This window comes from Paenibacillus sp. LjRoot56 (genome assembly GCF_964253335.1).
Classification (GTDB): Bacteria; Bacillota; Bacilli; order Paenibacillales; family NBRC-103111; genus Paenibacillus_E; species Paenibacillus_E allorhizoplanae.
In genome coordinates this window covers 194,919-219,973 of record NZ_CAXURV020000004.1, presented here as the reverse complement: position 1 = coordinate 219,973, position 25,055 = coordinate 194,919, and the positions used below count along the sequence as shown (strand labels likewise).

Genomic DNA, 25,055 nt, shown 5'->3' with positions numbered 1-25,055 from the left:
AATACCTGGCTTACAACCACCGATGGTTGTAGGTCTTTTTTTCAGGAATGTGCTAGATATCGCAATAACAACTTTGGCGTATGCGGAAATTATCAAACAATTGTGATATTGAAAGTAGGTTCATTTATGAATTTTATTCTAATGGCTGCTATGTCCTTGGTACCTCTATTTTTAGGTATGTCGTGCAAAATGTTATTTAAAACGAAACTAACTAATGCCATGGTACTTTTCATGTTCTTCATGAGTGTATGGCAATTAGATGTCAGTGTGTTATATAGCAACGACGTCATAAAAACGGATTCGATCTTATTTCTGTTCCAGCTCCTGCGAATTGGTTCGATTATGCTGCCTCCAGCATTTTTGTATGTTGGCTATATTTCACTAAAACATCTATCAAAAGATGAAGCGAAGTGGATGAATCTACTCATAAATAAGTATACGCTTAGCACGTATGTTTTGTGGTCTGTTTTTATTTATATCATCAATTGGACAGATCTTGGTGTACTAGGGTTAAAGTCGATTCAAGGCATCGGTAATCAGGATACTGTCTTGTACCCCATCTATGGCGCATGGGGCAGCCTATTTGTTAACCACATTAAATTATTAGTAGTAAGCATTCTATTAACGTTAGTTGCAAGTAGAAAAGTAACAGATAAATATGTGAGAAATTTCCTTACTTTATTTAGTCTTACTTTTCTTTTAACGTATATGATCGGCGTATTGAATTTACAAGCAGGGACTTTCATTTATTCAAGCCAAATTGCCGTCATGTTGTTTTCTATCATCATTTTCTTTATTTTTGTTCATATGAGTACAAGGATGATAAGAGACACCTCTCAAATTTTGAAAAGGAAAGAGAAAGAAGAACAAATTGAAATATCGACTTCCGGACTCATTCATGAAATTAATAATCCGCTTACGGTTGTGAAAGGTTATTCCGACCTCTTATCACGCAATGAGGAGTTGGATGGCAGCACCAAAGGAATGATTAATCATATTGGCATTGCTGGCGACCATATGAACAGTATCCTTACGAACTATAATCATTTTATCAAAAGTGGCAAAATTCAAACGGAGGAAGCTGACATTCTGGATATTCTTAACGAATCCATTGCCTTGACTTCCCTACACACGAAAGAAAAGAACGTATACATTGAATTCAATTCGCATAAAAATATCATCGTTTCGATAGATCGAGATAAAGTCAGACAAGTCTTCATCAATTTAATCAATAATAGTATTGATGCCATGGAGAAATCAGCTCGTAAAGTTCTCAAGATTGACTACTATACGAAGAACAATGAGATTCATATCCTATTAACAGACACTGGCTCTGGTATTCATCCAGATGAATGGGATCACATTTTCACACCATTCCATACAACCAAAAAAACTGGTATGGGCTTGGGATTGTCGATTTCGCAACGCATTATTAACTCACATGGCGGTTATATTGAAATCGTAAATAGTACAGCAGAAGGTACGGAACTGAAGGTGATCATGCCTCTCTGGTCCGTATAACCAAAAAGCTTAGTCTGAGGGACATCGCCTCGCAGACTAAGCTTTTTTTATTGACTAACAGCGATTTGTTCTTCATTCGAGTCTTGCTGCATGAGAGGTTTGCTTTTCGTTCTGTACACGCCAAGCATTAATCCTGTTCCTAGCGCTGTGCATTCGAGTGGATGTTCCGCGATATGTACCGCAACCCCAGTTTCCGCACGAATACGTTCATCGATTCCCTCAAGCAATGCACCGCCTCCACAAAGCAAGATGCCTTGTTCCATGACATCGCCTGCAAGTTCTGGTGGACAAAGTTCTAACGTTGCCCTGATCGCCTCAATCAAGGCATCCAAGAATTCATTAACCACCGCATAGATTTCACTTGAGACCAAGCGGATAGAGCGAGGTAATCCATGAACCAAATCACGTCCACGGATCTCTATAGAGCGTTCTTCCGCTGAAAGGGTGGCAGTTCCGATTTGCATTTTAATAAGCTCCGCGGTTCGTTCACCGATTTCCATGTTATATTGACGTTTCACATAATCCATAATATCGCGATCGATCGAAAGGCCACCTCGGTTGATCGTATGACTGGCAACGATGCCACCAAGTGACAATACGGCTACTTGACAGGTTCCACCACCAATATCGAGGACTAGATGACCGATGGGTTCGTCGAGCATGAGTCCAGCGCCAAGCGCCGCTGCGATAGGTTCTTCGACTGCAATCGCTTTTTTGGCACCCCGATGAACGATAGTTTCTTCAATCGCTCGTTTCTGCACGTTCGTAATGCCACACGGCACCGTAATGTAAATTTGCGAACTACGAAGAAATGAAGGTCTACCTTGAATTTTTTTTATAAAATAGTTCAGCATCGTGCTGGTCTTGTCAAAATTAGCGATGACACCATGTATTAAAGGATACGTGATATCCACATGCGCAGGCGCTCGTCCAATCATTGCTTGCGCTTCGGATCCTGCAGCTATTAATTCACCTGTATGGTGATCAAATGCGACGACGGAGGGTTCATTAAGCACAATACCTTTACCCTTTTCGAAAATAACGGTGTTGGAAGTACCTAAATCTATCCCAAATAACTTATCGAACTGTTTGAACATTACTTGTTTCCTCCTTTGAATTATAATCAGGCTTGGTGGGGAGGTGGCATTCACGTCTGTATAGTATTCTTGTTCAGTTGTCGATTTAAGGGGGCTGATGACAAAGGAAATATTTATAAGACAACGAATAGTTAACTAATCCCACTTAAGGAGATCATTCAACTTAAGGTGATTGTATGCAAACAACGAGAAATTTGATTCGACATGGAGGATAAAAGGAGCGACTTATACATAATGCTGCTTAGTAACGCAAAGCGTGAAAGAGCTCACATGTTCTTTGAAAAGGAAGGCTACAACGGCTCAATTAGCAAGGGATTTAAAAAATATTTATAAATGAAAAAGCACTTCATACATGAATGAGTAGAGGGACAAACGATGCGTATAAACATACAAACGATTATCGATGCGTTGATCTCCCCTGTAGCAAGGCTTGAGCAAACTGTCGATACCCTGAAGTTCGGTCATCCTGACACCGAGTTGACCGGTATTGTGACCGCCTTCATGCCGACACAATTTGTTATTGAGCAAGCGATTAGCCTGGGAGCGAATCTTATTATTGCACACGAAGGACCCTTTTTTTCGCACCATGATGATACGTCCAAACTAAAAGACGATCCTGTCTATGAGGATAAGCGTCGACTTCTGGAATCATCGGGTATTGCGTTATTTCGATTCCACGATTACTTGCACCGCTATACACCAGATGGTGTCATGGAAGGATTGATTCAGACTCTCGATTGGATGCCTTACGTACAAGAGCATCATCCTGCATATTCTATCGTGCATATCCCCACTGAAACCGTATTCAATATCGCCAAGCATGTGAAGAAACGCCTTGGAATTACCTTCGTACGCGCACATGGCGATCGTGAGCTACTGTGTTCAAAAATCGGAATACTAGCAGGTTATCGTGGTGGTGGTCAGAATGCGCTTACGCTATTTGAAAAAGAGCAACTGGATCTAGTTATTTATGGGGAAGGTCCTGAATGGGAAACGCCTGAGTACGTTAGGGATGCTGTCTATCAAGGAAGACATAAGGCATTAATCGTGCTTGGTCATGCGGAGAGTGAAGAGCCGGGAATGGAATTCCTGGCAAATAAACTTAGAAGCATATACCCGGAGATTCCTGTTCACTATGTGAAAGAAAGACCGATTTTTCAAGTATTATAAGCAGAGCGAAGTCTTTGTTTCAAAAAGGAAAGGGGTGTGCAAGTGGTACAAGAAGTTGTCATCGAAGCTTATAATTCAGATTGGATCCAAGAGTTCGAGAGTGAGAAAAAGAAGATATCACAAGTGTTACCGAGCAACGCCATTCAAATCGAGCATATCGGAAGCACCTCAATCATGGGGATGCCTTCCAAGCCGATCCTAGATATCGCGATTAGTGTGAAGAATCTGGATGAAACAGACCTGTTTGTAGAACGATTAAGAACACTAGAGTATGTATATGTTCCCAAATTAGAATTTCCCAATCGTAGGTTTTTTCGTAAGGGGGAGCGGAAGAAGGGTACACATCACCTTCATGTTTATGAACAAAGTAGTGATGAATGGCGCAATATCCTTCTATTCAGGAATTATCTTAGAAGCCATCCTGAGCAAGCAACAGCTTATGCCGAGCTCAAAAAGCATCTTGCTTCCATATATGTTGAAGATAGGGCGACGTATACACAAATGAAAGCACCATTCATTCAATCTATGATTGAATTGGCCCAAAAAGAGTAGTGCATATCCTTACATGATCACACCTTATAAAGGAGTTGATTTCATATGCCTGTATACAATTTAGCTTGTGATGTAAATAATCCACAAAAAGGACTCCAACTGACCGACATTCCTGCACACGATCCTTTCGTTTTTGCGGATAGGGATAATGGCGTCTATTATTTGTACACGGGAGGGTCACCAAAGTTACATGGGATGGAAGGGTATGGTGTCCTTACGTATAAAAGCACGAATTTAACCGAATGGGAAGGACCCTATATCGTGTTCACCGTTCCTGAAGGATGTTGGGCTCATCCGCAGCATGGCGCTTGGGCACCAGAAGTGCATGCGTACAAGGGGCGCTTCTATCTGTTTGTCACTTTACATAATAATGACAGACATTTAGATGGGGAACCGATTCAAGGGTATTCCAAGCATTGGAGAGGGTCAGTAATAGCCGTTAGTGATTTACTGGAAGGGCCTTTTCAATTGCTGAATGAAGAATCCCATGTTCTTCCAGAAACGATGATGACACTTGACGGAACTTTATATGTGGATGATGATGAAATACCTTGGATGGTATACTGTCATGAGTGGATTCAAACCATTGATGGTACGATTGAAGCTGTGCGGTTGAAGGAAGATTTATCTGAAGCAGTTGGTGAACCGATTCATTTGTTCAACGGCTCGGAAGCGCTTTGGGATAACGAAGAGGCACTCCCCGTAGGCGACACTCGTGTGTATGTCACGGACGGTTGCCAATTGTATCGAACTTCAGGTGGTCAGTTGATTATGCTTTGGTCCAGTTATCAGGCAGGCAGTTATGTGCAAACCATCGCCCGGTCGATTACCGGTAATTTGCAAGGTCCATGGGAACAGCTTCCTCCACTTGTGAAGGATGACAGTGGTCACGGGATGATGTTCCAGACATTTGAAGGAACCTGGATGCTAATCCTTCATCAACCTTTTCAAATGCCTAAATCAAGGTGCAAAGTGTTCGAAATGGCAGACACAGGAGATAGTTTCAAAGTGGTTCGCCAATTAGATTAATACGAAGGAGATATCGTTGTGATGAAACTACGCTGTGCGATACTAGATGATTACCAGCAAGTAGCATTGACCTCTGCGGATTGGTCGCAGATTATGGATAAGGTGGAGATCACTCGGATCGATCGGCATATCGACCAGATCGATGAGCTGGTTGAACAGATCGCAGACTGCGAAATTATCATCATTATGCGTGAACGGACTCCTTTCCGCGCGGAATTGCTTGCAAGGCTTCCTAAGTTGAAACTTCTTATTACGACGGGGATGCGCAATGCTTCTGTAGATATGACCGCCGCTGCATCGCAAGACATTATCGTTTGCGGCACGGGTGGGGCTGGCAATGCAACTGCCGAACTCACGTGGGCACTGTTATTAGGCCTTGCTCGTAACATTGTCACGGAACACAATGCGGTTCGCAATGGACAATGGCAAAGTACGGTTGGCGCAGATTTGTACGGCAAGACGCTTGGTGTCATTGGACTTGGTAATTTAGGCACGAAGATTGCCAAATTCGGCCAGGCATTTGGCATGGATGTTCTGGCATGGAGCCAGAATTTAACGCAAGAGCGGGCTGATGAGGTTGGTGTTCGACTCGCCGCTTCGAAAGAAGAACTGATGGCGAACAGTGATTTTGTGTCTATTCATCTGGTATTAAGCGACCGGACACGCGGGTTGATTCGTGCGGAAGACCTTAAGCGAATGAAGCAATCTGCCTTTTTGATCAATACGTCTAGAGCCCCTATCGTGGATCAAGCTGCACTTGCGGAAGCTTTGCAAGGCGGATTGATCGCTGGAGCGGCTGTGGATGTGTTCGAAGTGGAACCATTGCCCAAGGATGATATCTATCGGTCACTCCCGAATCTACTCACGACGCCGCATATTGGCTATGTAGCGAAAGCGAATTATGAAGCCTTTTACAAACAAGTGGTTGAAGATATTGAAGCCTATTTATCCGGAACACCGATTCGGAGGTTGAATTAATTAATCTGTGTAGTGTGTTGATAAAAGAAACAGAAAATGGAACCTGAGACTATGTCTCAGGTTTTTTACATACACATGCATTATGGCAAGATTTGCCCATGAAAAAGGAAATTCAGGAATTGTGTGGAAATGTGATGTATGACCAAGTTATGAGGAGTACTCGATGAAACATTTAACGGAAGCCTATGTGGACAGCCTGGCACTCAATAGCAGTGCAATCAAGAATGGCAAAGATTTGGTGAAGAAAAACAGCTTTCCGCTGCTCTGTCAGTCAGAAGATGGAACGATCATTTTTGGGGAGTGCAAGGGAAGCGGTAAGGATCCCTATCAATGTTCAGTCGATGTCATAAAAGAAGGCAATCCGGTCTTCCGGTGCACATGTCCAAGCCGACAATTCCCTTGCAAGCACAACCTTGGATTGATGTATGCATTCACCTCAGGTAAGACATTTACGATTGCCCCCATACCTCAAGATATTGCTGATAAGAGAGAAAAAGCTGAAAAACGGGAAGAGAAGCAGAAGGAAGCTACTGCCACGGATGCTCCTGCTCCTAAGCGTAAACCGAACAAGTCGTCGCTATTCAAAAAAATCACGGCACAGCTTGAGGGTATAAGTATAGCTGAGAAATTGATTCTCCAACTGGTTACTTCTGGGCTTGGCAGTTTGGATAAAAAAGCACTTCAAACGGCTGATGAGCAAGCGAAACAGTTAGGTAACTACTTCATTCCAGGCATCCAATCAGCACTTAGGGAGTTCATCCTGTTATTCAGAAGCGAGTTAGAACGAGAGAAAGTGTATCCGGTAAGCATTGAACAGCTTACTATCTTACAAACTTTGCTTAAGAAAAGTAAAGAGTACCTGAGCAGTCGATTGGAAAATCCGGAGATGCCTATCGATGCACAAACAACATTGGAAGAATGGATCGGACATGCCTGGCAAATCGCCGAGCTCAGAGAACTTTCCCGTGTACGCAACAACATTGACCTGCTGCAGTTATCGTTCCGATCATACTCGGACCCTGCGAGGGGTGAGTTCATCGATGAGGGATATTGGGCTGATCTTCAAACTGGACAAATCCATATAACACGAACGTACAGACCTTTTCGAGCTGCCAAATACATTCGCGAAGAAGACTCTGTTTTTCAGGTCGTACATGCGAAAGAACTTGCAGTTTATCCTGGTGAACTGAACACAAGGGTGCGATTCGAGGAAGCAACATATCGCGAGGCGGGACCGCAAGATTTTCAGAACATCCAACAAGCAGCTTCGAAATCATTTACAGATGTCATCAAACAAGTGAAAAATCTCATCAAAAACCCACTTTCTGACAAGCATCCGGTTGTATTGCTTCGTTATGCAGAAATAAAGAAGACAGCAACTTGCTATGTATTAGTAGATGAACATGGTAAACAACTACCCCTGGCCAATATTCCGTATCTTCATGAGGTAACAACTTCGTTGATTGCCATGTTAGCGAAACCTCATCTCGAGAATCAGGTAATGCTTGTCATGTTTGAACACAACTGGGCGAATAACAGGCTTGAAGCACAGCCATTGAGTATTATTTCTGCCAATGAAATCATTCGCCTGCTGTATTGATGAATAGAATTAGGAGACGATTCCATGAGTATAGACATATTGTTTGAGCTGCAGCAGGAAGTGCGGCGTTTGTTTATCGCGGGGAGCGGGATGGCGGCGGGCGATTTACGTTTGCAGAAAATGCTTCCCCAATTAAACAAGCTGGCTGAATCAGCACCAGTTTTTAAGCGAATCGCACAATCAGTTAGCCTAGTTCTAGAACCGGGAACGAGCCATTCAGCTGAGAAGCTGTTGGAGCTGGGCATTCTGCTGAACTCGGTACTGTACACACAAGGGAAGACGGAGTCCCAAGATGAGCTCACCCCTGTATTGGCAGTTGATCATGCAAGTACACCTCCCACAACGTTTCCTTATCGCAAAGTCTTTCCGCTGATTGAAGCGTTGACGCAAAAGGGTCAAGGACGTATGGAGCAGCTGCGACTTGGTCAAGAAGAGTTGTTGTATCATGATTTGCGCGTAATTCCAGCAGCCGTTTCTGCCTTAGAAGACAGCTATGCGGAGATCCCTGATTTTCTTCAAAATCAGATAATACCAGCACTTGGAGCGGCAGCACTTCCTGCTCTGAAGCAGCAATTTAAGTTGGAGGGTGGGAAAGGGGATGCTCGACGGCTGGAGCTCCTTCATCGTTTACAACCTGTACCAAATTTAGAACTGATTCTGCAAGCTGCAAAGGATGGATCGACAGAAGTCCGCTCTATGGCCATTGAGCTGTTGAGTGACTTTCCAGAGCAAGAAGCTTTCATTTTGGAGCAGGCCGATGATAAGAAAAAGGAGATTCGTAGAGCCGCACTATTCGCTTTGTCTCGTCTTGGAACAGAGGAAGCTATTGCTCGCTTATATAAAGCGCTCAATTCCAAGGATCAAGATATCGCCATTGAGCCGATCCAATTGTGTAAGGCAAATGAGCTGACACAAAGCATTATTGATCATGCCACTTCGATGATTAACCACATTAACCTTCGCGTGAATGTCGTGGAATCCACACAACAATTGATGGCCGACATCCGCAGTTTACATGGTAAAAGAGTGCCTGAAGTCGCTAACTTATTAGCGCATATGCTGGCTTCGCCCAGCTTTATCGTTCCAGAAACGGAAGCTCTACAAGAGGCAGCTGCGAATTTATTGCTGGAATTGGATCTGCTGGAGGCGAATCAGTTCGCTGTATCCTTACACGAGGCTTACAACCGTAAATTCATTGCGTATAGCTTTCGAGCGGCGTTGCGAATACTCCCTCCTGAAGATATTTATGAGCGTTTTTACCGTGATCTTAAAGACAAAAAATCAACAGCAGCCAAGGAATTACTTCGTGTTTTGTATGAAGTGACGCCATCGTTGCATGCACAATTGTATGCCAATGACGCTGTCGTTTGTTCCAAACTTTTGCAATGGGATCCTAGATGGATGAACCTCTTCATAAAATTAGATGAAGAAGAGCTGGTAGTCAGATTTGCTCAAGAATCAGACCCGAAAGTAACAGCTTATCTCGTTAAGAAGTGTGAAGAACATCCTAACTTTACTCAAACGAAAATATCACATGCTTTGCTGATCTTATTCCGTCAGAACGTTCCAGAGGCACCTGAACTTCTCATGAACCTTCTGGAGAAAAGTGGAAACAAGCAGTTCTACTACTTGGATCGTATCCAACTATTGCTGCTTAATCTGCTCCCGAAGCCATATGCGGAAAGACTACGACAATTCGCAGAAGGCATATCCTATCAGGGTATGAAAAGTCAATTGCTGGATATTGCGGATACCCTTGCGGCAAAGCAGGAATTTGAGCCAGGAACAAAACCTGAAGATCATTCAAATTATGTAGAGAAGGGACAGGGATTATGGGGATGGATCAAAAGCAAGATGTCGTAAGATTGCCCTCCGAGAGGCTATATATTGAAGAATTAGAGGTATTGAAAGCATTTGATCAGGATGCCAAACCTGCTGGCTGGCAGCTTTCTCCGAAAGCTGTGCTTACTTATCTAACAGGCGGTCAAGTGAAAGGGGTTACCATCACACCGAAATATATCGGGAATAAACGATTAGTAGAAATGGCAATCGCTACACTATTAACAGATCGAGCCCTGATGTTGATTGGGGAGCCTGGGACAGCGAAGTCGTGGCTCTCGGAGAATTTAACCGCTGCAATAACGGGCGATTCCGGCAAAGTTATCCAAGGTACAGCAGGTACAAGCGAGGAGCATATCCGATATTCATGGAATTATGCGATGCTGCTAGCACAAGGACCTTCAGATCAGGCGCTTATAAAAAGCCCTATATTCCGCGCGATGGAATCTGGCCAAATTGCGCGATTCGAAGAGATTTCCCGCTGTGCTTCTGAAGTACAGGATGCCTTAATCTCGATTTTATCGGAGAAAACCATTTCGATTCCGGAATTGGGTAGAGAGCTATTCGCGTCCAGAGGTTTCTCAATCATCGCAACGGCAAACACGCGAGACCGTGGCGTGAATGAGATGTCAGCGGCATTGAAGCGCCGATTTAACATCATTGTGCTACCGTCTCCATCGGAAATCGAGACGGAAGTAGAGATTGTTCGCAAGCGGGTCAGCGAAATCTCAGCCAGCTATGAACTGAAGGCAACGCTTCCGGATGAGGAGGCGGTGCGGAAGGTTGTAACGATTTTCCGCGAGTTGAGAAGCGGCATGACGCTTGACGGCAAAGAGAAGGTGAAAGGGCCGAGCGGGGTTATCTCGACAGCAGAAGCGATATCACTGCTGACTGGCAGTATGGCGCTTGCTGGAAGCTTTGGCAGCGGCCGCATCAGTGAGGAAGATATCGCAGCAGGGCTTCAAGGTGCGATTGTTAAGGACGAAGAGAAGGATCGCGTCGTCTGGAAGGAATATCTTGAAAATGTGATGAAAAAGCGAGGATCGACATGGAGAAATCTGTACTTCGCGTGTTCGGAGATGAACAATTAGACACAAGTCCGGGGGTTCATGTATTTGGAATACGACATCTATCGCCTGCTGGGGCGCATCACCTTCTAGCTTTTTTAGAAGAGATACAGCCTACGATTGTACTCATTGAAGGTCCTAGCGATGCAAGTCATTTGATTCGGGAGATGACATCGCTTGGTGTTGTGCCGCCGATTGCGATTCTAGCCTACACGGATGGGCTGCCGGTAAGGACACTCCTCTATCCGTATGCCAATTATTCGCCAGAGTATCAGGCTTTTGTATGGGCTAGGCATAACCAGGTGCAAGCTGCATTTATTGATTTGCCGTCTGTGCATGCTTTGGCGCTATATGAACAGCGGCAGCTTAAGCGAATTGCAACCGATTCTCAGTTGCAAGAATCTGATGACTTTCACGTATATGCTAAGGAACAAAGCACGCTATATCAACGGATTGCTGAACTTTCCGAGGAGCCGGACTATGAGGCGTATTGGGAACGGCATTATGAACATAACTTGAATCATGATGCGTATCGGCAAAGTATTCATCAGTTTTCCAAGCAAATGCGTGAGCTTACTTCACGTCAAGAGCTTCAGCTTGCCCCACAGGAAGCAGCCTATAATGAAATCCGAGAATCGTATATGAGGCGTAAAATTCAAGATGCCATAGCTGAGGGTCATGATCCTGACAAGATTGTTGTCGTCACTGGTGCACATCATGCCTCAGCGATGAATTTGCAAGCTCCAGCCATGACGGATGAAGAGTTGAAGGGTTTGCCGAAAACAACAACGAAACTGACGCTGATGCCTTACTCGTACTATAAGCTATCTTCGCATTCCGGTTATGGCGCAGGGAATCAGGCTCCTGCTTATTACGAGTCATTTTGGCAGTGTCTGCAAAGCGGCGATCTTCACAGACTTCCTGCGCTCTATTTCTCACAAGTAGCGGCTCATTTAAGAGCGCATGGCACTTATCGGTCGACCGCCTCGCTGATCGAGGCTGTAAGGCTGGCGGAGGCGCTTGCCTCCCTGCACGACGGAAACATGCCAACCTGGAAAGACTTACGGGACGCGGCAATTGTATGCCTTGGTTTTGGCGAGCTCTCTACGATTGCCGAGGCATTGGCAAGAACGGATATTGGTACGGCCATAGGTCGGTTGCCCGAAGGGGTTAGCCAAACACCAATTCAAGACGATTTGAATAGAGAGCTTAAGAGGCTTAAGCTTGATAAGTATAAAACAGCGGTAGCTACGACGCTAGAGCTGGACTTGCGGGAAAACCGAAGAGTAAAGTCCGAGGAAGCTGCGTATCTGGACTTAAAGCGTTCTGTTCTTTTACAGCGATTGGAACTGCTAGGTATACAGTTTGCCAGGAAAGAGCGTGTCCACCAAGCTTCCGCCTCCTGGGCAGAGAATTGGGTGCTCCGTTGGACACCAGAGAGCGAGATTCAGGCGGTTGAGTCGACCTTGAAAGGGGAGACCATCGAGCTGGCAGCCGCTTTCGTGCTGAAGGAAAAGCTTGAGGTGTGCGCAGATATTGCGGAAGCTTCACACATGATTCGTATTGCTTGCGATTGCAATTTAACGGAGCTCATGGATCAAGCCATAACCACGCTGCAAGGTCTTGCCGTAGACGCTGGTAACTTTGAGCAGATAGCTGGCGCTGCTTATGAACTATCCGTTCTGATCCGATATGGATCTATTCGCCGCATTGAAACAGAAACGTTAGTTCCGCTGCTACAGCAACTATTCCTTCGGGGAACGCTGTTGCTTGTCGATGCTTCTGGTTGCAACGACGATGCCGCTGGGGGCATGGTACGGGGGATTCAGTCGCTCCATACCGTTGCCCAAGAACATTATAACCAGGTCGATGACAGGTTATGGTTCAACAAATTGCAGGATTTGGCTTCACGCGATGATCGGAATGCGAAGTTGTCAGGCTTTGCCTTCGCCATACTGCTTGAACGTAATGAGATAGCGGATGAACAGGTTGAACGGGAGGTTTCACGCCGATTGTCTCCTGGGATTCCCGTCGACTTGGGTGCAGGGTGGTTCGAAGGGATGTCCATGCGAAACCGATATGCCCTACTATCAAGGGTAACGCTGTGGAAACAACTCGATGCGTATATCGGTTCGTTGGAGAAGGACGCTTTCCATCGCTCACTTGTCTTTCTGCGCCGAGCTTTTAGCTCATTCGAGCCTAGGGAGAAGGCAGGAGTGGCTGAAATGATGGGTGATATTTGGGGTGTTGGTGCAGATACAGCAGGTGCTGCTTTACAGCAACCTTTAAACGAGGAAGAGAAGGAGAAGCTGGATGAGCTCAATGAATTTGATTTTGGGGATTTGTAGCCTATGACAACGATCAATCAAGAGCAAATGAAACGTTGGCGGTTGATATTGGGCGCATCTTCCGAAGAGAAGTTGCAGTCATTTGGTGCAGGAGAAGCCATGCTCGACGAAGAGTCTCGGCTAATGGATGAGGCGCTTGCAGCCATTTATGATGACACAGGCGGCATCAGCGCAGAGGATGCCGCCCAGACCGGCAATTCACGTAAGGCAGCCGGACTAGGGCCCTCATCACCCAAGCTAGCCAAGTGGCTTGGCGATATCCGTACCTTTTTCCCGCCAGATGTCGTTTCTGTCATCCAGTCTGATGCCATCGAGCGCAAAGGCTTGAAACAGTTGCTCTTTGAGCCAGAACTGCTGTCTCAAGTTAAGCCTGACATTCAGATGGTGGCGACTTTAATGGCGCTCAAAGGGAAAATACCAGAGAAAACGAAAGATACCGCGAGGCAACTCGTCAAAGCAGTTGTCGATGAGATTGTGAAACGACTTTCCCAGGATTTACGACGTGCAGTTACTGGCGCTCTCAACCGCAGGCAGCATTCACCACTGCCATCTGCTTCGGGTTTGGACTGGAACACAACCATCCGTAAGAATTTGAAGAATTACAACCAAGAGAGAGGACTCTTGCTGCCAGATAAGGTATATTTCTTCGATCGCGCTAGGCGGAGCAAGGAGTGGACAGTCATCCTCGATATCGATCAGAGCGGTTCCATGGCGGGCTCCGTCATTTACGCTTCTATCATTGGTTCGATCTTCGCCAGTATGCCTGCGTTAGATACGCGTGTGGTGGCTTTTGATACGGAGGTTGTGGATTTAAGCGAACAATGTGCAACGGATCCCGTAGATATGTTGTTTGGGATTCAGCTTGGCGGGGGGACCGATATTAACAAATCCCTCGCGTATTGCTCTTCTTTTATAGCAGAGCCGAAGAAAACGTTATTTATCTTGGTCTCGGATCTATATGAGGGCGGCAACCGAACAGAGATGATCCAACGATTGATCGACATGCATCAATCCGGTATGAAAACGATCTGTTTACTTGCTTTAACAGACCAAGGCGTGCCTTCTTACGACGATGTTGTTGCGAAAAAGCTGGCTCAGCAGGGAATTCCATGTTTTGGCTGTTCACCAGATAAGCTGCCTGAGTTGATTGAAGGTGCTTTGAAAGGGCAAGACCTTTCCGTGCTTGCCGAGCGTGTGAAGCAGGGGCAGAAGTAAGGGGAAAGTGCGGAGGCGTCTTTAGTGATGAAAAACATCACAATGGATCAAAAAACCGACCACCAGCCAGATTCCAATGCATTTAGTGATGAGAAACATCACTATAGATCAAAAAAACCGACCACCACACTGATTACAACGCATTTAGTGATGAAAAACATCACTATGGATCAAAAAACTGACCACCAGCCAGATTTCAATGCATTTAGTGATAAAAAACATCACTATAAATCAAAAAACTGATTTTTGGACGAGAACGCTTATACTGAAAACAACCGACCGAGCACCAGCTCAGTCGGTTGTTTCTATATCTCATTCATTTTAACTGTACCCTCATAGAGGCCCTATACATGGTCGGTGAAATCTCCACAAGCTTTAGGAAATTACGACTAAAGCTGGCGAAAGATTCGTAACCGACTTCGAACGCGATATCCGTTACCTTCATTTCGGTCGTAGCTAACAAACTACAGGCGTGTCGAATACGCGTTTCCTGCAGTAGAGTTACGAAGGTCACGCCAAGATGTTGAGATAAGATTTGCGTCACCCTAGAAGGATGACAATGGAAATGGGCACCGATCAGCTCCAGCGTGAGCGGGTCACGATAACGAGTATGAATATAGCGAAGGATGGCCCAGGGTAAGGCCGTTTTGGACGTCAATTCGGAAACATTCGGCAGTACGTCTGAGCTGCTGGGATGGAGCCTGTAAAGAAACGCAAGTATACGTTGGAGCTCTCCTTTCAAGAGAAGAGACTGCCAGATATCAGCGGATTGCTCATATTCACGAAGCATACCTTGCAGTTTCTGTCTTATGAGCTCAGATTGTTCAGCACTCAAGTCATAGTGAGTTCGGAACGGATTGTGATCCGAGAGAAGCAAGCGCTCCGCTGGATCTCCAAGCAGCTCTAAGCCAAACATACAGTTGAACAGAATGAGCGGACTTCCGGGGTTCGCTGTGATTTCGTGCACTTGATAGGGAAGCAGAAGGGTGAAGGTTCCAGGCTGCATGGGATGTATTTGTCCGTTAACGGTTTCGTACCCGTAGCCCTCAACAACCAAAGAGAATTCCAAGAAATCATGACGATGGCTGGGAAAATGCTGATCAACCCGATTAATGGATAAATGAAAGGGGAATGCCCCAATATTGGGATAATCCGATAATTGCTTATTGATGGGAAATGTCATGAGAATCACTGCCTATTCAAGAAATGAGAGGTTTGTTCAAGGATTGATAGGAAACCTGCGCACACCTATTGTAACCTATTGATAGATAAGAATGAAGGAGGAACTCTCATGACATTAACAATCGGTTCATTAACATCTAGTTCTGTAATTACAAGACATCCAGCCAACCCAATCCTCACGGCAGATTCCGTGCCCTATCCTACAGCGCTTACCTTCAATGCAGGTGTTACCAAATTCCAAGGCCAATATATTATGGTGTTCCGTAATGACCACGGCTCTGTCAAAGATCAAACGTTAGAGCCTTCGCATACGACAGATCTAGGCCTTGCCTACAGCAAAGACGGCATTCATTGGGATGTACAGTCGAAACCTTGTTGGAAGCTGTATGACGAGGAAATCACACGCGTATATGACCCTCGACTAACGGTGATGGACGGACGTGTTTACATGTGCTTCGCAGTAGATACGCGCCACGGAGTTAGAGGTGGGATTGCGGTAACGGATGACTTTGATAAGTTTGAAATTTTGTCGATGTCTGCACCAGACAACCGGAATATGGTATTGTTTCCTGAGAAAATTAATGGCAATTATGTCCGTCTGGAACGTCCTTTCCCGGTTTACAGCCGTGGGAAAGATCAATTTGATATTTGGCTTTCGCAGTCACCTGATCTCAAATACTGGGGAGACACGGATCTCGTCCTAGGTGTTGAGCATGTGCCTTATGCGAATGACAAAATTGGTCCTGCCGCACCACCAATTCGTACGTCCAAGGGATGGTTAACGACGATCCATGCCGTTGATATCGATGCAAACCGTGGTAAAAATGGCTGGGAGCCAACGTGGAAAAAACGTTATACAGCAGGCATTATGCTGCTTGATTTGGATAACCCGAAGAAGGTTATCGGACTTTATAAGGAGCCATTACTAGCGCCAGAAGTTAGCTATGAAACTGATGGAGGCTTCCGTAATGATGTCATTTTCCCAGGCGGTATGATTCTAGAAGATGATGGTGAAGTGAAAATCTACTATGGAGCAGCGGATACGGTTGAGTGTTTGGCAACTGCACATGTGGATGACTTAGTGAAATTATGTTTAGAAGGAAATAAATAGCGCCTGTTGACTTTTGCTGATGAAGATGTAAGAATAAGTTAACTGAATGTTCGATAAAATTCATTGACGAGAAAGAGTATAGGAAGCCCTTGATCCCCAGAGAGTTGGCATACCGCTGAGAGCCAATGTTCAAGACTTCGTAGAAAATCCTCTCCGAGAAGGAAAGCTGAAGTAGGTAAGTAAGCTGACCCGGGTTCCAGCCGTTACTAAGGATGCGTATGATGGTACGTAGTTAGAGGTGTCGTAGGATTATGGTAGTCATAATCTCTACGGAACTAGGGTGGTATCGCGAGATGAAATCTCGTCCCTTATGGGACGGGATTTTTTGTGCTTTCAATGAACCTTTTCGTCAAGAAACGAACGTGAAGTTGGATGAAATGAGAGGATGAGACCTATGAGAAAAGTGGATGTGAAAGAGAAGGCAAGAACGCGAGAACTCCGAGTTTTAGAACAGTGGAAACAGAATGACACATTTCGAAAATCGATTGAAAATAGAGAGGGACAACCCAACTTTGTTTTTTATGAAGGTCCCCCAACAGCGAACGGTGAGCCGCATATCGGGCATGTGCTGGGACGAGTAATCAAAGATTTCATCGGTCGCTACAAAACGATGTCAGGCTTCCGTGTCATACGCAAAGCAGGTTGGGATACACATGGGCTTCCTGTTGAGCTAGGCGTAGAGAAAAAGCTTGGTATTTCTGGCAAACAGGAAATTGAATCCTATGGGGTCGCCAAATTCGTGGAGGCGTGTAAGAGCAGCGTTTTCGAATATGAGAAGCAGTGGCGTGAAATGACCGAAGCGATCGCTTACTGGACGGATATGGAGAACCCTTATGTCACACTAACCAATGATTATATCGAAAGTGTTTGGCACATTTTATCCACGATTCATGCGAAAGGGTATCTATACAAAGGTCATCGCGTAAGTCCGTATTGCCCGGATTGTCAAACGACACTCAGCTCTCACGAAGTTGCTCAAGGCTATGAAGATGTAAAAGATTTGAGTGCTACTGTGAAATTCACAAGTAAGAGCGCAGATGAACATTTTCTTGCATGGACGACAACGCCATGGACGTTGCCTGCCAATGTCGCTTTAGCTGTAAATAAAGATGTCGATTATGTCAAAGTCAAACAGCATGGCGAAGTCTACATTGTAGCAAAGAACCTTGTCGATAGAGTAATGAAAGGGGAGTACGAGCTCCTATCCACGCACAAAGGTTCTGAATTTGTGGGAACACCTTATGTGGCACCTTTTAATTATTTACATGTGGCGAAAGGACATATCGTCGTAGACGCTGACTATGTTAGCGACACCAGCGGTACGGGGATTGTCCATATTGCGCCAGCACACGGAGAAGATGATTATCGCACCGTTCGCCAGCATGAATTGGATTTCATTAATGTTGTGGATGCTAGAGGTCGTTATGTCGATCAGATCATCGATTTTGTCGGTCGTTTTGTTAAGGAATGTGATATCGATATCGTTAAAAACTTAGCTGAACGTGGTCTGTTGTTTACCAAGGAGCGTTATGAGCATAGCTATCCATTCTGCTGGCGTTGTAAATCGCCGCTTCTCTATTACGCGACGGAGAGTTGGTTCATCCAAACAACGGCTATTAAAGATCAGTTGATCGCAAACAACAGTAAAATCACTTGGTATCCTTCCCACCTGCGAGAAGGCCGATTTGGTAAATTCTTAGAAGAACTCGTTGATTGGAATATCAGCAGGAATCGCTATTGGGGAACGCCACTCAATGTATGGATCTGCGAAGGCTGCAACGCAGAATATGCACCACACAGCCATAAGGAACTTCGTGATAAATCAATAGATCCGATCGAGGAAACCCTTGAGCTGCATAAACCTTACGTGGATCAAGTGAAGCTGCGCTGTGCTTGCGGTGGTACCATGCATAGAACCTCGGAAGTCATTGACGTCTGGTTCGATAGCGGCTCCATGCCATTTGCTCAGTATCATCAACCATTTGAACACAAGGAACTATTTCAAGAGCAGTATCCCGCGGATATGATCTGCGAGGGGATCGATCAGACGCGCGGCTGGTTTTTCAGCTTGCTGGCGGTTTCTACCCTTTTTAATGGGCAAATCCCTTATAAATCTGTATTATCAACGGGGCATGTTCTCGATGAAAATGGACAAAAAATGTCAAAGAGCAAGGGTAACGGGATTGATCCTTGGGAAATCATAAACGAATTTGGCACCGATGCATTCCGATGGGCATTGTTATCCGATAGCGCACCTTGGAGCAGTAAGAGGTTCTCCAAGCAGATTGTCGCCGAGGCGAAATCCAAAGTCATTGACACGATCAATAACACACATGCCTTCTATGCGTTGTATGCACAAATTGATCAGTATTACCCAGATGATTATCCGCAAATAACTTCCGTGAATGTGTTGGATCGTTGGATTTTATCTCGATTAAACAGCACCTTGCACAATGTAGTAAAAGGACTAGAAATCAACGATTTCTTGAATCCAGCGAAGCAAATGGAAGCTTTCGTAGATGAACTTAGCAATTGGTATATCAGACGTTCACGAGATCGGTTCTGGGGAAGCGAATGGACCGAAGATAAACTAGCAGCTTATCAAACTTTACGTCATGTTTTGCTAACACTCGCACAAATGATTGCTCCCTATACGCCATTCATTGCAGATGATCTATATGCCAATTTGGGAGGCAAAGGAAGTGTACATCTGACCGATTATCCGACAATGGATGAAACGTTACACGATGTATCCTTAGAGAATGAGATGGAAACCGTGAGGAATATCGTGGAATTGGCTCGCAATATCCGGAATGAAACAGGGATCAAAACCCGGATGCCGCTGTCGGAGTTATACGTTTCGTTTGACAGTGCGTGTAATATTGGAGGATTTGAAGACATCATCCAAGATGAGATCAATGTGAAATCGATCCAAATTGTATCTAGCGATGTCAGCTTCGTTCGTCTTACTTTCAAGTTAAACTTGAAAGCAGCAGGTAAGAAGTTCGGGAAATTCGTAGGACCCGTGCAAGCCCAGTTGAAGCAGTTATCTGCTCTAGAAGCTAAAGCAGTGATAGATAACGGCTTCCTTGATGTGAAGATCGATGATGAAGTGCTGCACTTACTGCTAGAGGATTTACTTATCGAGAAGCAAGCGAATGAAGGCTACGCGTCGGCATCCGGTTACCAAATGACCGTTGCCTTAAACACAACCATGACGGAAGAGTTAGAACAGGAAGGCATGGTTAGAGAGGTCATTCGGGCAATTCAAGATTATCGTAAAAAAATAGGGCTACCAATCGAAAAACGCGTCGAACTTGTCCTAGATGTAGATGCACAATTACAAACAGCTTTAGTGCGGTTTAACCATGTTCTACATGAACATGTGTTACTGGAGAGTGTTCGATATGCTTCAGAGCCCAATATGGAAACCGTATCGTATGGAGAGAGTAAGTTTAGTTTGCTAATCGTGTAAAAAGAAAGTACGAGTAAGGCAGGACGCCAGAACCTACCTATTCGCTGCGAGCGAAGAACAACCAGATTAAATTATCGTTTCGCGGTCAGTAAGTCACATTTCCACTTCACCTACAATATGATGGGTCTAGACATATACTCAATTGAGGTGAGCGAATGGCAGTCGTAAAAGCTAGAAAGCAAGATATCGACATGTTGGCAAGGTTGCTTCGAGCTGAAGCTGAGACTGAAGGCGAAAACGGTATGCTGCTTGTTGGAAATGTTGGGATTAATCGAATCAGAGCGAATTGCTCCGATTTTAAGAATCTCCGGACAATTCCCCAAATGATCAACCAACCGCATGCGTTTGAAGCGTTGCAGCACGGATTGTACTATCAAAACGCAAGAGAGAGAGAGCGTCGCCTAGCACAAAGAGCTGTGAATGGGGAGCGGATTTGGCCAGGTAAATTTTCACTCTGGTATTTCCGACCTGGAACGTTCGACAATCCTGGACCATGTCCGGATACTTGGTATAATCAGCCGAAAGCTGGACGATACAAGAAGCACTGTTTTTATGAACCAACCGCTAAAGAGTGTCAAAATGTCTACAATACGTTTTAATAGCACGAATAGAATCGTTAGACATGAAGAAAGAGCTGCCAATGGACAGCTCTTTTTCTTTTACTTAGTTAACTGCTTTTTATTGTGCTCCGCGAGATAACCTGGATTATCATACGCACCACCTGGATCAATGTCGGTCACACCTTCCCAAATATTCGCCACATCAACCTGATCAGGGTGTTCAAAAATAAGGAGACCTGAAGGCAGCCTTCTTTCGCCATATCGGCTTGATGGATGCGTGATTAGTTCGTTCCCGACGACCATTTCAGAGGACGCACCTCCGTCTAAAAACCCAGCATTGACACAACCTTCTTTCAAAAGAAGGTCTTGAACATCTTTTAAAGAAGCGCCAATGCTTTTGGTTTGCCTACCATCAATAACAATAAGGACAATAACGCCATCAGCGCGTTGACCAATGGCTGTCCGCGGGTTAAGACCATCCCCAACGATGGGGAGTGCTTTCCCATTTGCAATAATGCGGGGATAGAAGGAAACGGCGTCAGTCACATGCAAGGCTAACAGTTCATCAATCGAATATTTCCCAATAATTAATTTCCCAGTATTGTCAAACGCTACGACTTGTTGAGGTACAGTACCGTCAACGCTCGTATACAGAATCTTACCTCCAGACATAATAACCCCAATAGGAGCAAACCCGTTGCCTAGCCCCTGCGGATCATCGAAGCCACCACCATTAACGCCTGCTAGTGCCCCTGTACGATTCACCATTGAACTAATTGTTTCACCTTGACCCACTGTGCTGGGAACAACGACACGAATAGCTCTTGGATCGTAGACGACCATTTTTTTGCCGACCCAGCCACGTCCGGTGATATTTTCAACATCAATGATCTTGCCATCCTGTTTTTGAATCGTGATTGCATTCAAATCTTGCTTCTCAATGGCGTTATTCTCACTCATTTGCTGAACGTTTTGAATCATCTCATCCCGTTTCTTCACACCTACAAAAATCCATGCCCACTCCCGATGTTGGGTAGCAATAAAGGTATCCGCAAGGAATAAACGAATTTTCGATCCTGGTGGAGTTAAGAACAGAAAGCTTACTAATAGACACACAAGTATCAGACATATGATTAATGAACGTTTCAGCCAGCTGACGCTTTGCTCATGTTTGTAAGTAATTCCTGCTAGCTTCATGATAATAATGCCTACTTTCATATAATTTTGAATCAGATATAGCTAGTTTAAGTATACGAAATGAACCTGTAGCAAAGATGAAAATAAGCTTAAAATCTTTCAATATAAGCCGTGTAAATAGACCCAATCTTACCAAATAAATCTATTAAACAGTCGTAGAAAGAAACACAAAAGGCCACCCCGAGGGATAGCCAATTCGTAAAATTAACCTTTGTTAGTTTGCTGAATCCGTTGTGAAACCCTGTTGGCCAATTCTTGCGACGCTTGGAATAGATACGTAAGAACGATACGTTGAATCTCAGCGGATATACCAGATAGATCGGCAGCAAGATTCTCCACCAAATGTTCCTGTTGTGTAGGAGGGAGGGAATTATAATACTGTCCAGCTTGGGTGAAATTATCTGGATTAGGGATCTCGGATCGCACGAGACGACCTTCAACATATCTACCTTCGCCGCTAGTCTCGAGTGAACGAGGCGTCCAGTTCTGCTGATGATTAATAGGAATCTTCCGAAAATCAGACCCCAAGCGATGACGCTGTGAATCCCAGTATATATTCGTTCGACCCTGCAGCATTTTATCGTCCGATAGTTCGGCTCCCTCCAGTAGATTTGTTGGAGAAAAGGCGATTTTCTCAACTTGTTCCATATAGTTATCTGGATTGCGGTTTAGTACGAGTCGGCCTACGGGCATCATCGGAAACTGCTTGTCATCCCAGACTTTGGTATCGTCTAACGGGTCATAGGACAGTTTGGTTGCATCGTCGGGATTCATCAATTGAACATACAACCCGTATTCGACAGTTTGGCCTGCAGCCAGTGTATCGAAGAGATCCTTACCGGCATAATCGGGATTTTCCCCAGCTAACAGAGTTGCTTCGCGGCTATCAATATATTGTATACCTGCCAAGGGGTACCAGTGATATTTCACAAACGTACGTACACCTTGCTCATTCCGCCAGACATACGTGTTAACGCTATGACCTGGTATATGACGGAGACTCTTAACAGTTCCAGCATCCGAATATAAGTGGACAAGGAAATGCGTGGCTTCCGGTGCGCGGGCGATGAAACTCCAGAAGCGTTCAGGGTCGATCAAATTATTAACTGGCGATGGCAGAAAGGCTTTAATTGATTCTGGAAATCGAATGGCATCTCGAACTAGAAAGACAGGGATATGATTACATAACAGATCGAAAACACCTTGTTCTGTATAAAATTTCGTCGAGAAGCCGCGCACATTTCGGGACGTATCCGGCGTACCTTTATTACTTACAGCTAGGGAGAATCGGACCGTGACAGGGACTTGCTGGCCAGGTTTTTGTAGAAAGTGAAGCTTCGTATAAGGTGTCATCGAATTCACGGTCTGAAAGTAGCCAAAAGCACCATTACCTTTCACATGAACAGGTCTTTCAAGAATCTTGGTATGTATGAAAGTTTCTAAAGTTTCATGTAAGACACTATCTTGTTCCAGGACAGGTCCTCGATCACCAACGGTTTGAGAATGAAATTCCGCGGGTGCATCTCCTGACCATGATGAAGAACCTTTCTGATGAATAGGTTTTTGAGGCAATCCTTTGTTATCTTCCATTATTCAACCTCCTGTACACATATCACTGAATTAGATCGTTATGCGAGCAAATCAAAATTTATGCCAATCCACATGTTTTAGAAAAGGAGTTGACATGCTACCTACTAAAAGGTAGAATAACGACATGACCAAAAACAACAACAACAACAAAAACACGTCAGAACTTATTCTCGACACAGCTCAAGGGATGGTTCAGCAATATGGGTTTAACGGATTCAGTTATTCGCATATTGCAGAAAAAGTAGGTATACGAAATGCCAGTATTCATTACTACTTCCCGAATAAGGAGGATTTGGGAGAAGCGTTGATTGCACGTTATCTCAGAAATTTTACAGCCTATGTTGCTGGAATCGATGCAGAGACAACGAACCATATAGAGAAGCTGCGCAAATTCATCTTACTCTACAGTGGTCCAGTTCAAGATTATTGCGCTTGTCTAAGTGTCATGCTTTCGACTGACTTGGCAACTTTATCTGGCAAAGTGCAGACAGGTTTATCTCAGTTTTTCACGGCCAATTTAGCATGGTTGGAACGCGTGTTAGAAGAGGGACGGCGTGAAGGACAACTAAGCTTTCAAGGCGCCGCAGATGCACAAGCTCACCAATTTCTAGCTGCACTTCAAGGGGCACAATTATTGGCAAGAAGTTTTCACGATGTAAGCAAGTATGATAAGATTGCCGATGGTCTAATATCCGCTTTAACTTGAAAAAGAAGGCGGATTATTTTATAACTATTACCTACCTTTTAATAGGTAGAAAATTAGAGGAGACGTAGATATGAGTTTTCAAAATAAAGTAGTCGTGATTACAGGTTCAAGCAGTGGTATTGGAAAGGCAGTTGCCATTGGACTTGCGAAACAAGGAGCATCAGTCGTCATCAATGGCCGCCGTGAACATGCGTTGGTAGAGGTAGTAAGAGAAATCGATCCTACAGGTGCACGAGTAGCCTATGTCACCGGCGATATTTCAGATCCCCAAGTTGCTGAGCGATTAATTCAGGAAGGTCTTTCACGCTTCGGACGTATCGACACCCTGGTGAACAATGCCGGTATTTTTATTTCAAAATCGTTTACGGAATACACGGAAGAAGATTTTAGCTCAGTTATGTCTAGCAATATGACAGGTTTCTTCCATGTAACCCAGCGGGCTCTGAGCTCAATGTTGAAGGAAGGCTCTGGCCATATCGTCAACATTACAGCAAGTGGCGTCGCGGAACAGCCGCTCAAATCTGTACCCGCTGTACTTGCCGCGCTGTCCAAAGGCGGTTTGAACACGGCAACGAAGTCGCTAGCCATTGAGTATTCGGACAAGGGCATTCGGGTGAATGCAGTCGCACCTGGGGTGATTAAAACACCGATGCATACGGTTGAGTCACATGATTTTTTAGCAAAAGTACATCCTGTGGGTCGAATGGGTGAGGTGCAAGAAATTGTTGACGCGATTGTGTATCTGGAGTCAGCAAAGTTCGTAACCGGAGAGATTCTTCATGTCGATGGCGGTCAAAACGCTGGTCAATGGTAAGAAT

The 25,055-nt window shown here is 44.8% G+C and carries 20 protein-coding genes, 1 pseudogene and 1 other annotated feature; of the genes and pseudogenes, 17 read left to right on the top strand and 4 right to left on the bottom strand.

The genetic code is table 11. The annotated features are described in order from the left end of the window. Positions 1 to 240: 240 nt before the first annotated feature. Positions 241 to 1,521 carry a sensor histidine kinase gene (locus ACSQ8O_RS26655; protein ID WP_436244126.1) on the top strand — a complete coding sequence of 427 codons (1,281 nt, stop codon included), beginning with the start codon at positions 241 to 243 and terminating at the stop codon, positions 1,519 to 1,521. Positions 1,522 to 1,568: 47 nt separating this feature from the next. On the opposite strand, the gene ACSQ8O_RS26650 is transcribed toward ACSQ8O_RS26655, so the two are convergent. After that, positions 1,569 to 2,618: a rod shape-determining protein gene (locus ACSQ8O_RS26650; RefSeq protein ID WP_436244125.1), complete on the bottom strand. Its 1,050-nt coding sequence runs from the start codon at positions 2,616 to 2,618 to the stop codon at positions 1,569 to 1,571. Between the two features lie 231 nt (positions 2,619 to 2,849). Between ACSQ8O_RS26650 and ACSQ8O_RS26645 the strand changes: the two are divergent. From ACSQ8O_RS26645 to ACSQ8O_RS26595, 11 genes and pseudogenes are all read left to right on the top strand, one after another. Continuing rightward, a pseudogene (locus ACSQ8O_RS26645) lies at positions 2,850 to 2,951 on the top strand (GNAT family N-acetyltransferase); the annotation flags it as partial. Between the two features lie 42 nt (positions 2,952 to 2,993). Next, complete coding sequence (locus ACSQ8O_RS26640; RefSeq protein WP_436244124.1) at positions 2,994 to 3,788, top strand: Nif3-like dinuclear metal center hexameric protein; 795 nt, start codon at positions 2,994 to 2,996, stop codon at positions 3,786 to 3,788. A gap of 42 nt (positions 3,789 to 3,830) precedes the next feature. After that, entirely contained in the window at positions 3,831 to 4,340 is a 510-nt protein-coding gene (locus tag ACSQ8O_RS26635) for a GrpB family protein (RefSeq protein ID WP_436244123.1), read from the top strand. Positions 4,341 to 4,385: 45 nt separating this feature from the next. Further along, positions 4,386 to 5,369: a glycoside hydrolase family 43 protein gene (locus tag ACSQ8O_RS26630; protein ID WP_436244122.1), complete on the top strand. Its 984-nt coding sequence runs from the start codon at positions 4,386 to 4,388 to the stop codon at positions 5,367 to 5,369. 21 nt (positions 5,370 to 5,390) lie between these two features. After that, positions 5,391 to 6,347, top strand: coding sequence for a D-2-hydroxyacid dehydrogenase family protein (locus ACSQ8O_RS26625; protein WP_436244957.1), 957 nt, complete (start codon positions 5,391 to 5,393; stop codon positions 6,345 to 6,347). A gap of 163 nt (positions 6,348 to 6,510) precedes the next feature. Beyond that, entirely contained in the window at positions 6,511 to 7,947 is a 1,437-nt protein-coding gene (locus ACSQ8O_RS26620; protein WP_436244121.1) for an SWIM zinc finger family protein, read from the top strand. A gap of 24 nt (positions 7,948 to 7,971) precedes the next feature. Then, positions 7,972 to 9,810: a HEAT repeat domain-containing protein gene (locus tag ACSQ8O_RS26615; protein WP_436244120.1), complete on the top strand. Its 1,839-nt coding sequence runs from the start codon at positions 7,972 to 7,974 to the stop codon at positions 9,808 to 9,810. Then, positions 9,786 to 10,877, top strand: a complete 1,092-nt coding sequence (locus ACSQ8O_RS26610) for an ATP-binding protein (protein ID WP_436244956.1) — start codon at positions 9,786 to 9,788, stop codon at positions 10,875 to 10,877. Before ACSQ8O_RS26615 ends, ACSQ8O_RS26610 begins: the two co-directional genes overlap by 25 nt. After that, positions 10,835 to 13,201, top strand: a complete 2,367-nt coding sequence (locus ACSQ8O_RS26605) for a DUF5682 family protein (protein WP_436244119.1) — start codon at positions 10,835 to 10,837, stop codon at positions 13,199 to 13,201. The genes ACSQ8O_RS26610 and ACSQ8O_RS26605 overlap by 43 nt, the downstream gene beginning before the upstream one ends. Before the next feature lie 3 nt (positions 13,202 to 13,204). Continuing rightward, a complete protein-coding gene (locus ACSQ8O_RS26600; protein WP_436244118.1) occupies positions 13,205 to 14,416 on the top strand; it encodes a VWA domain-containing protein in 1,212 nt (403 codons plus the stop codon). Between the two features lie 27 nt (positions 14,417 to 14,443). Continuing rightward, a complete protein-coding gene (locus ACSQ8O_RS26595) occupies positions 14,444 to 14,659 on the top strand; it encodes a hypothetical protein (protein WP_436244117.1) in 216 nt (71 codons plus the stop codon). A gap of 73 nt (positions 14,660 to 14,732) precedes the next feature. Here the strand turns inward: ACSQ8O_RS26595 and ACSQ8O_RS26590 are convergent, their stop codons facing one another. Then, a complete protein-coding gene (locus ACSQ8O_RS26590) occupies positions 14,733 to 15,599 on the bottom strand; it encodes an AraC family transcriptional regulator (protein ID WP_436244116.1) in 867 nt (288 codons plus the stop codon). A gap of 108 nt (positions 15,600 to 15,707) precedes the next feature. On the opposite strand from ACSQ8O_RS26590, the gene ACSQ8O_RS26585 reads away from it, so the two are divergent. From ACSQ8O_RS26585 to ACSQ8O_RS26575, 3 genes are all read left to right on the top strand, one after another. Next, a complete protein-coding gene (locus tag ACSQ8O_RS26585) occupies positions 15,708 to 16,709 on the top strand; it encodes a glycoside hydrolase family 130 protein (RefSeq protein WP_436244115.1) in 1,002 nt (333 codons plus the stop codon). A 54-nt stretch (positions 16,710 to 16,763) separates the two neighbouring features. Then, positions 16,764 to 17,021 (top strand) — a binding site (T-box leader). A gap of 82 nt (positions 17,022 to 17,103) precedes the next feature. Then, positions 17,104 to 20,184 (top strand): isoleucine--tRNA ligase, encoded by a 3,081-nt coding sequence (ileS, locus tag ACSQ8O_RS26580; RefSeq protein WP_436244114.1) that lies wholly within the window; start codon positions 17,104 to 17,106, stop codon positions 20,182 to 20,184. A gap of 155 nt (positions 20,185 to 20,339) precedes the next feature. Next, complete coding sequence (locus ACSQ8O_RS26575; RefSeq protein ID WP_436244113.1) at positions 20,340 to 20,783, top strand: cell wall hydrolase; 444 nt, start codon at positions 20,340 to 20,342, stop codon at positions 20,781 to 20,783. Positions 20,784 to 20,843: 60 nt separating this feature from the next. On the opposite strand, the gene ACSQ8O_RS26570 is transcribed toward ACSQ8O_RS26575, so the two are convergent. Then, complete coding sequence (locus ACSQ8O_RS26570; protein WP_436244112.1) at positions 20,844 to 21,962, bottom strand: phosphodiester glycosidase family protein; 1,119 nt, start codon at positions 21,960 to 21,962, stop codon at positions 20,844 to 20,846. 183 nt (positions 21,963 to 22,145) lie between these two features. Next, positions 22,146 to 23,531, bottom strand: coding sequence for a catalase (locus ACSQ8O_RS26565; protein ID WP_436244111.1), 1,386 nt, complete (start codon positions 23,529 to 23,531; stop codon positions 22,146 to 22,148). 124 nt (positions 23,532 to 23,655) lie between these two features. On the opposite strand from ACSQ8O_RS26565, the gene ACSQ8O_RS26560 reads away from it, so the two are divergent. Together ACSQ8O_RS26560 and ACSQ8O_RS26555 are read left to right on the top strand one after the other, a co-directional pair. Continuing rightward, positions 23,656 to 24,237, top strand: coding sequence for a TetR/AcrR family transcriptional regulator (locus ACSQ8O_RS26560; protein WP_436244110.1), 582 nt, complete (start codon positions 23,656 to 23,658; stop codon positions 24,235 to 24,237). 70 nt (positions 24,238 to 24,307) lie between these two features. Beyond that, on the top strand, positions 24,308 to 25,051 hold the full coding sequence (locus ACSQ8O_RS26555) for an SDR family NAD(P)-dependent oxidoreductase (RefSeq protein WP_436244109.1): 744 nt from the start codon (positions 24,308 to 24,310) through the stop codon (positions 25,049 to 25,051). The last annotated feature ends 4 nt before the right edge of the window (positions 25,052 to 25,055 follow it).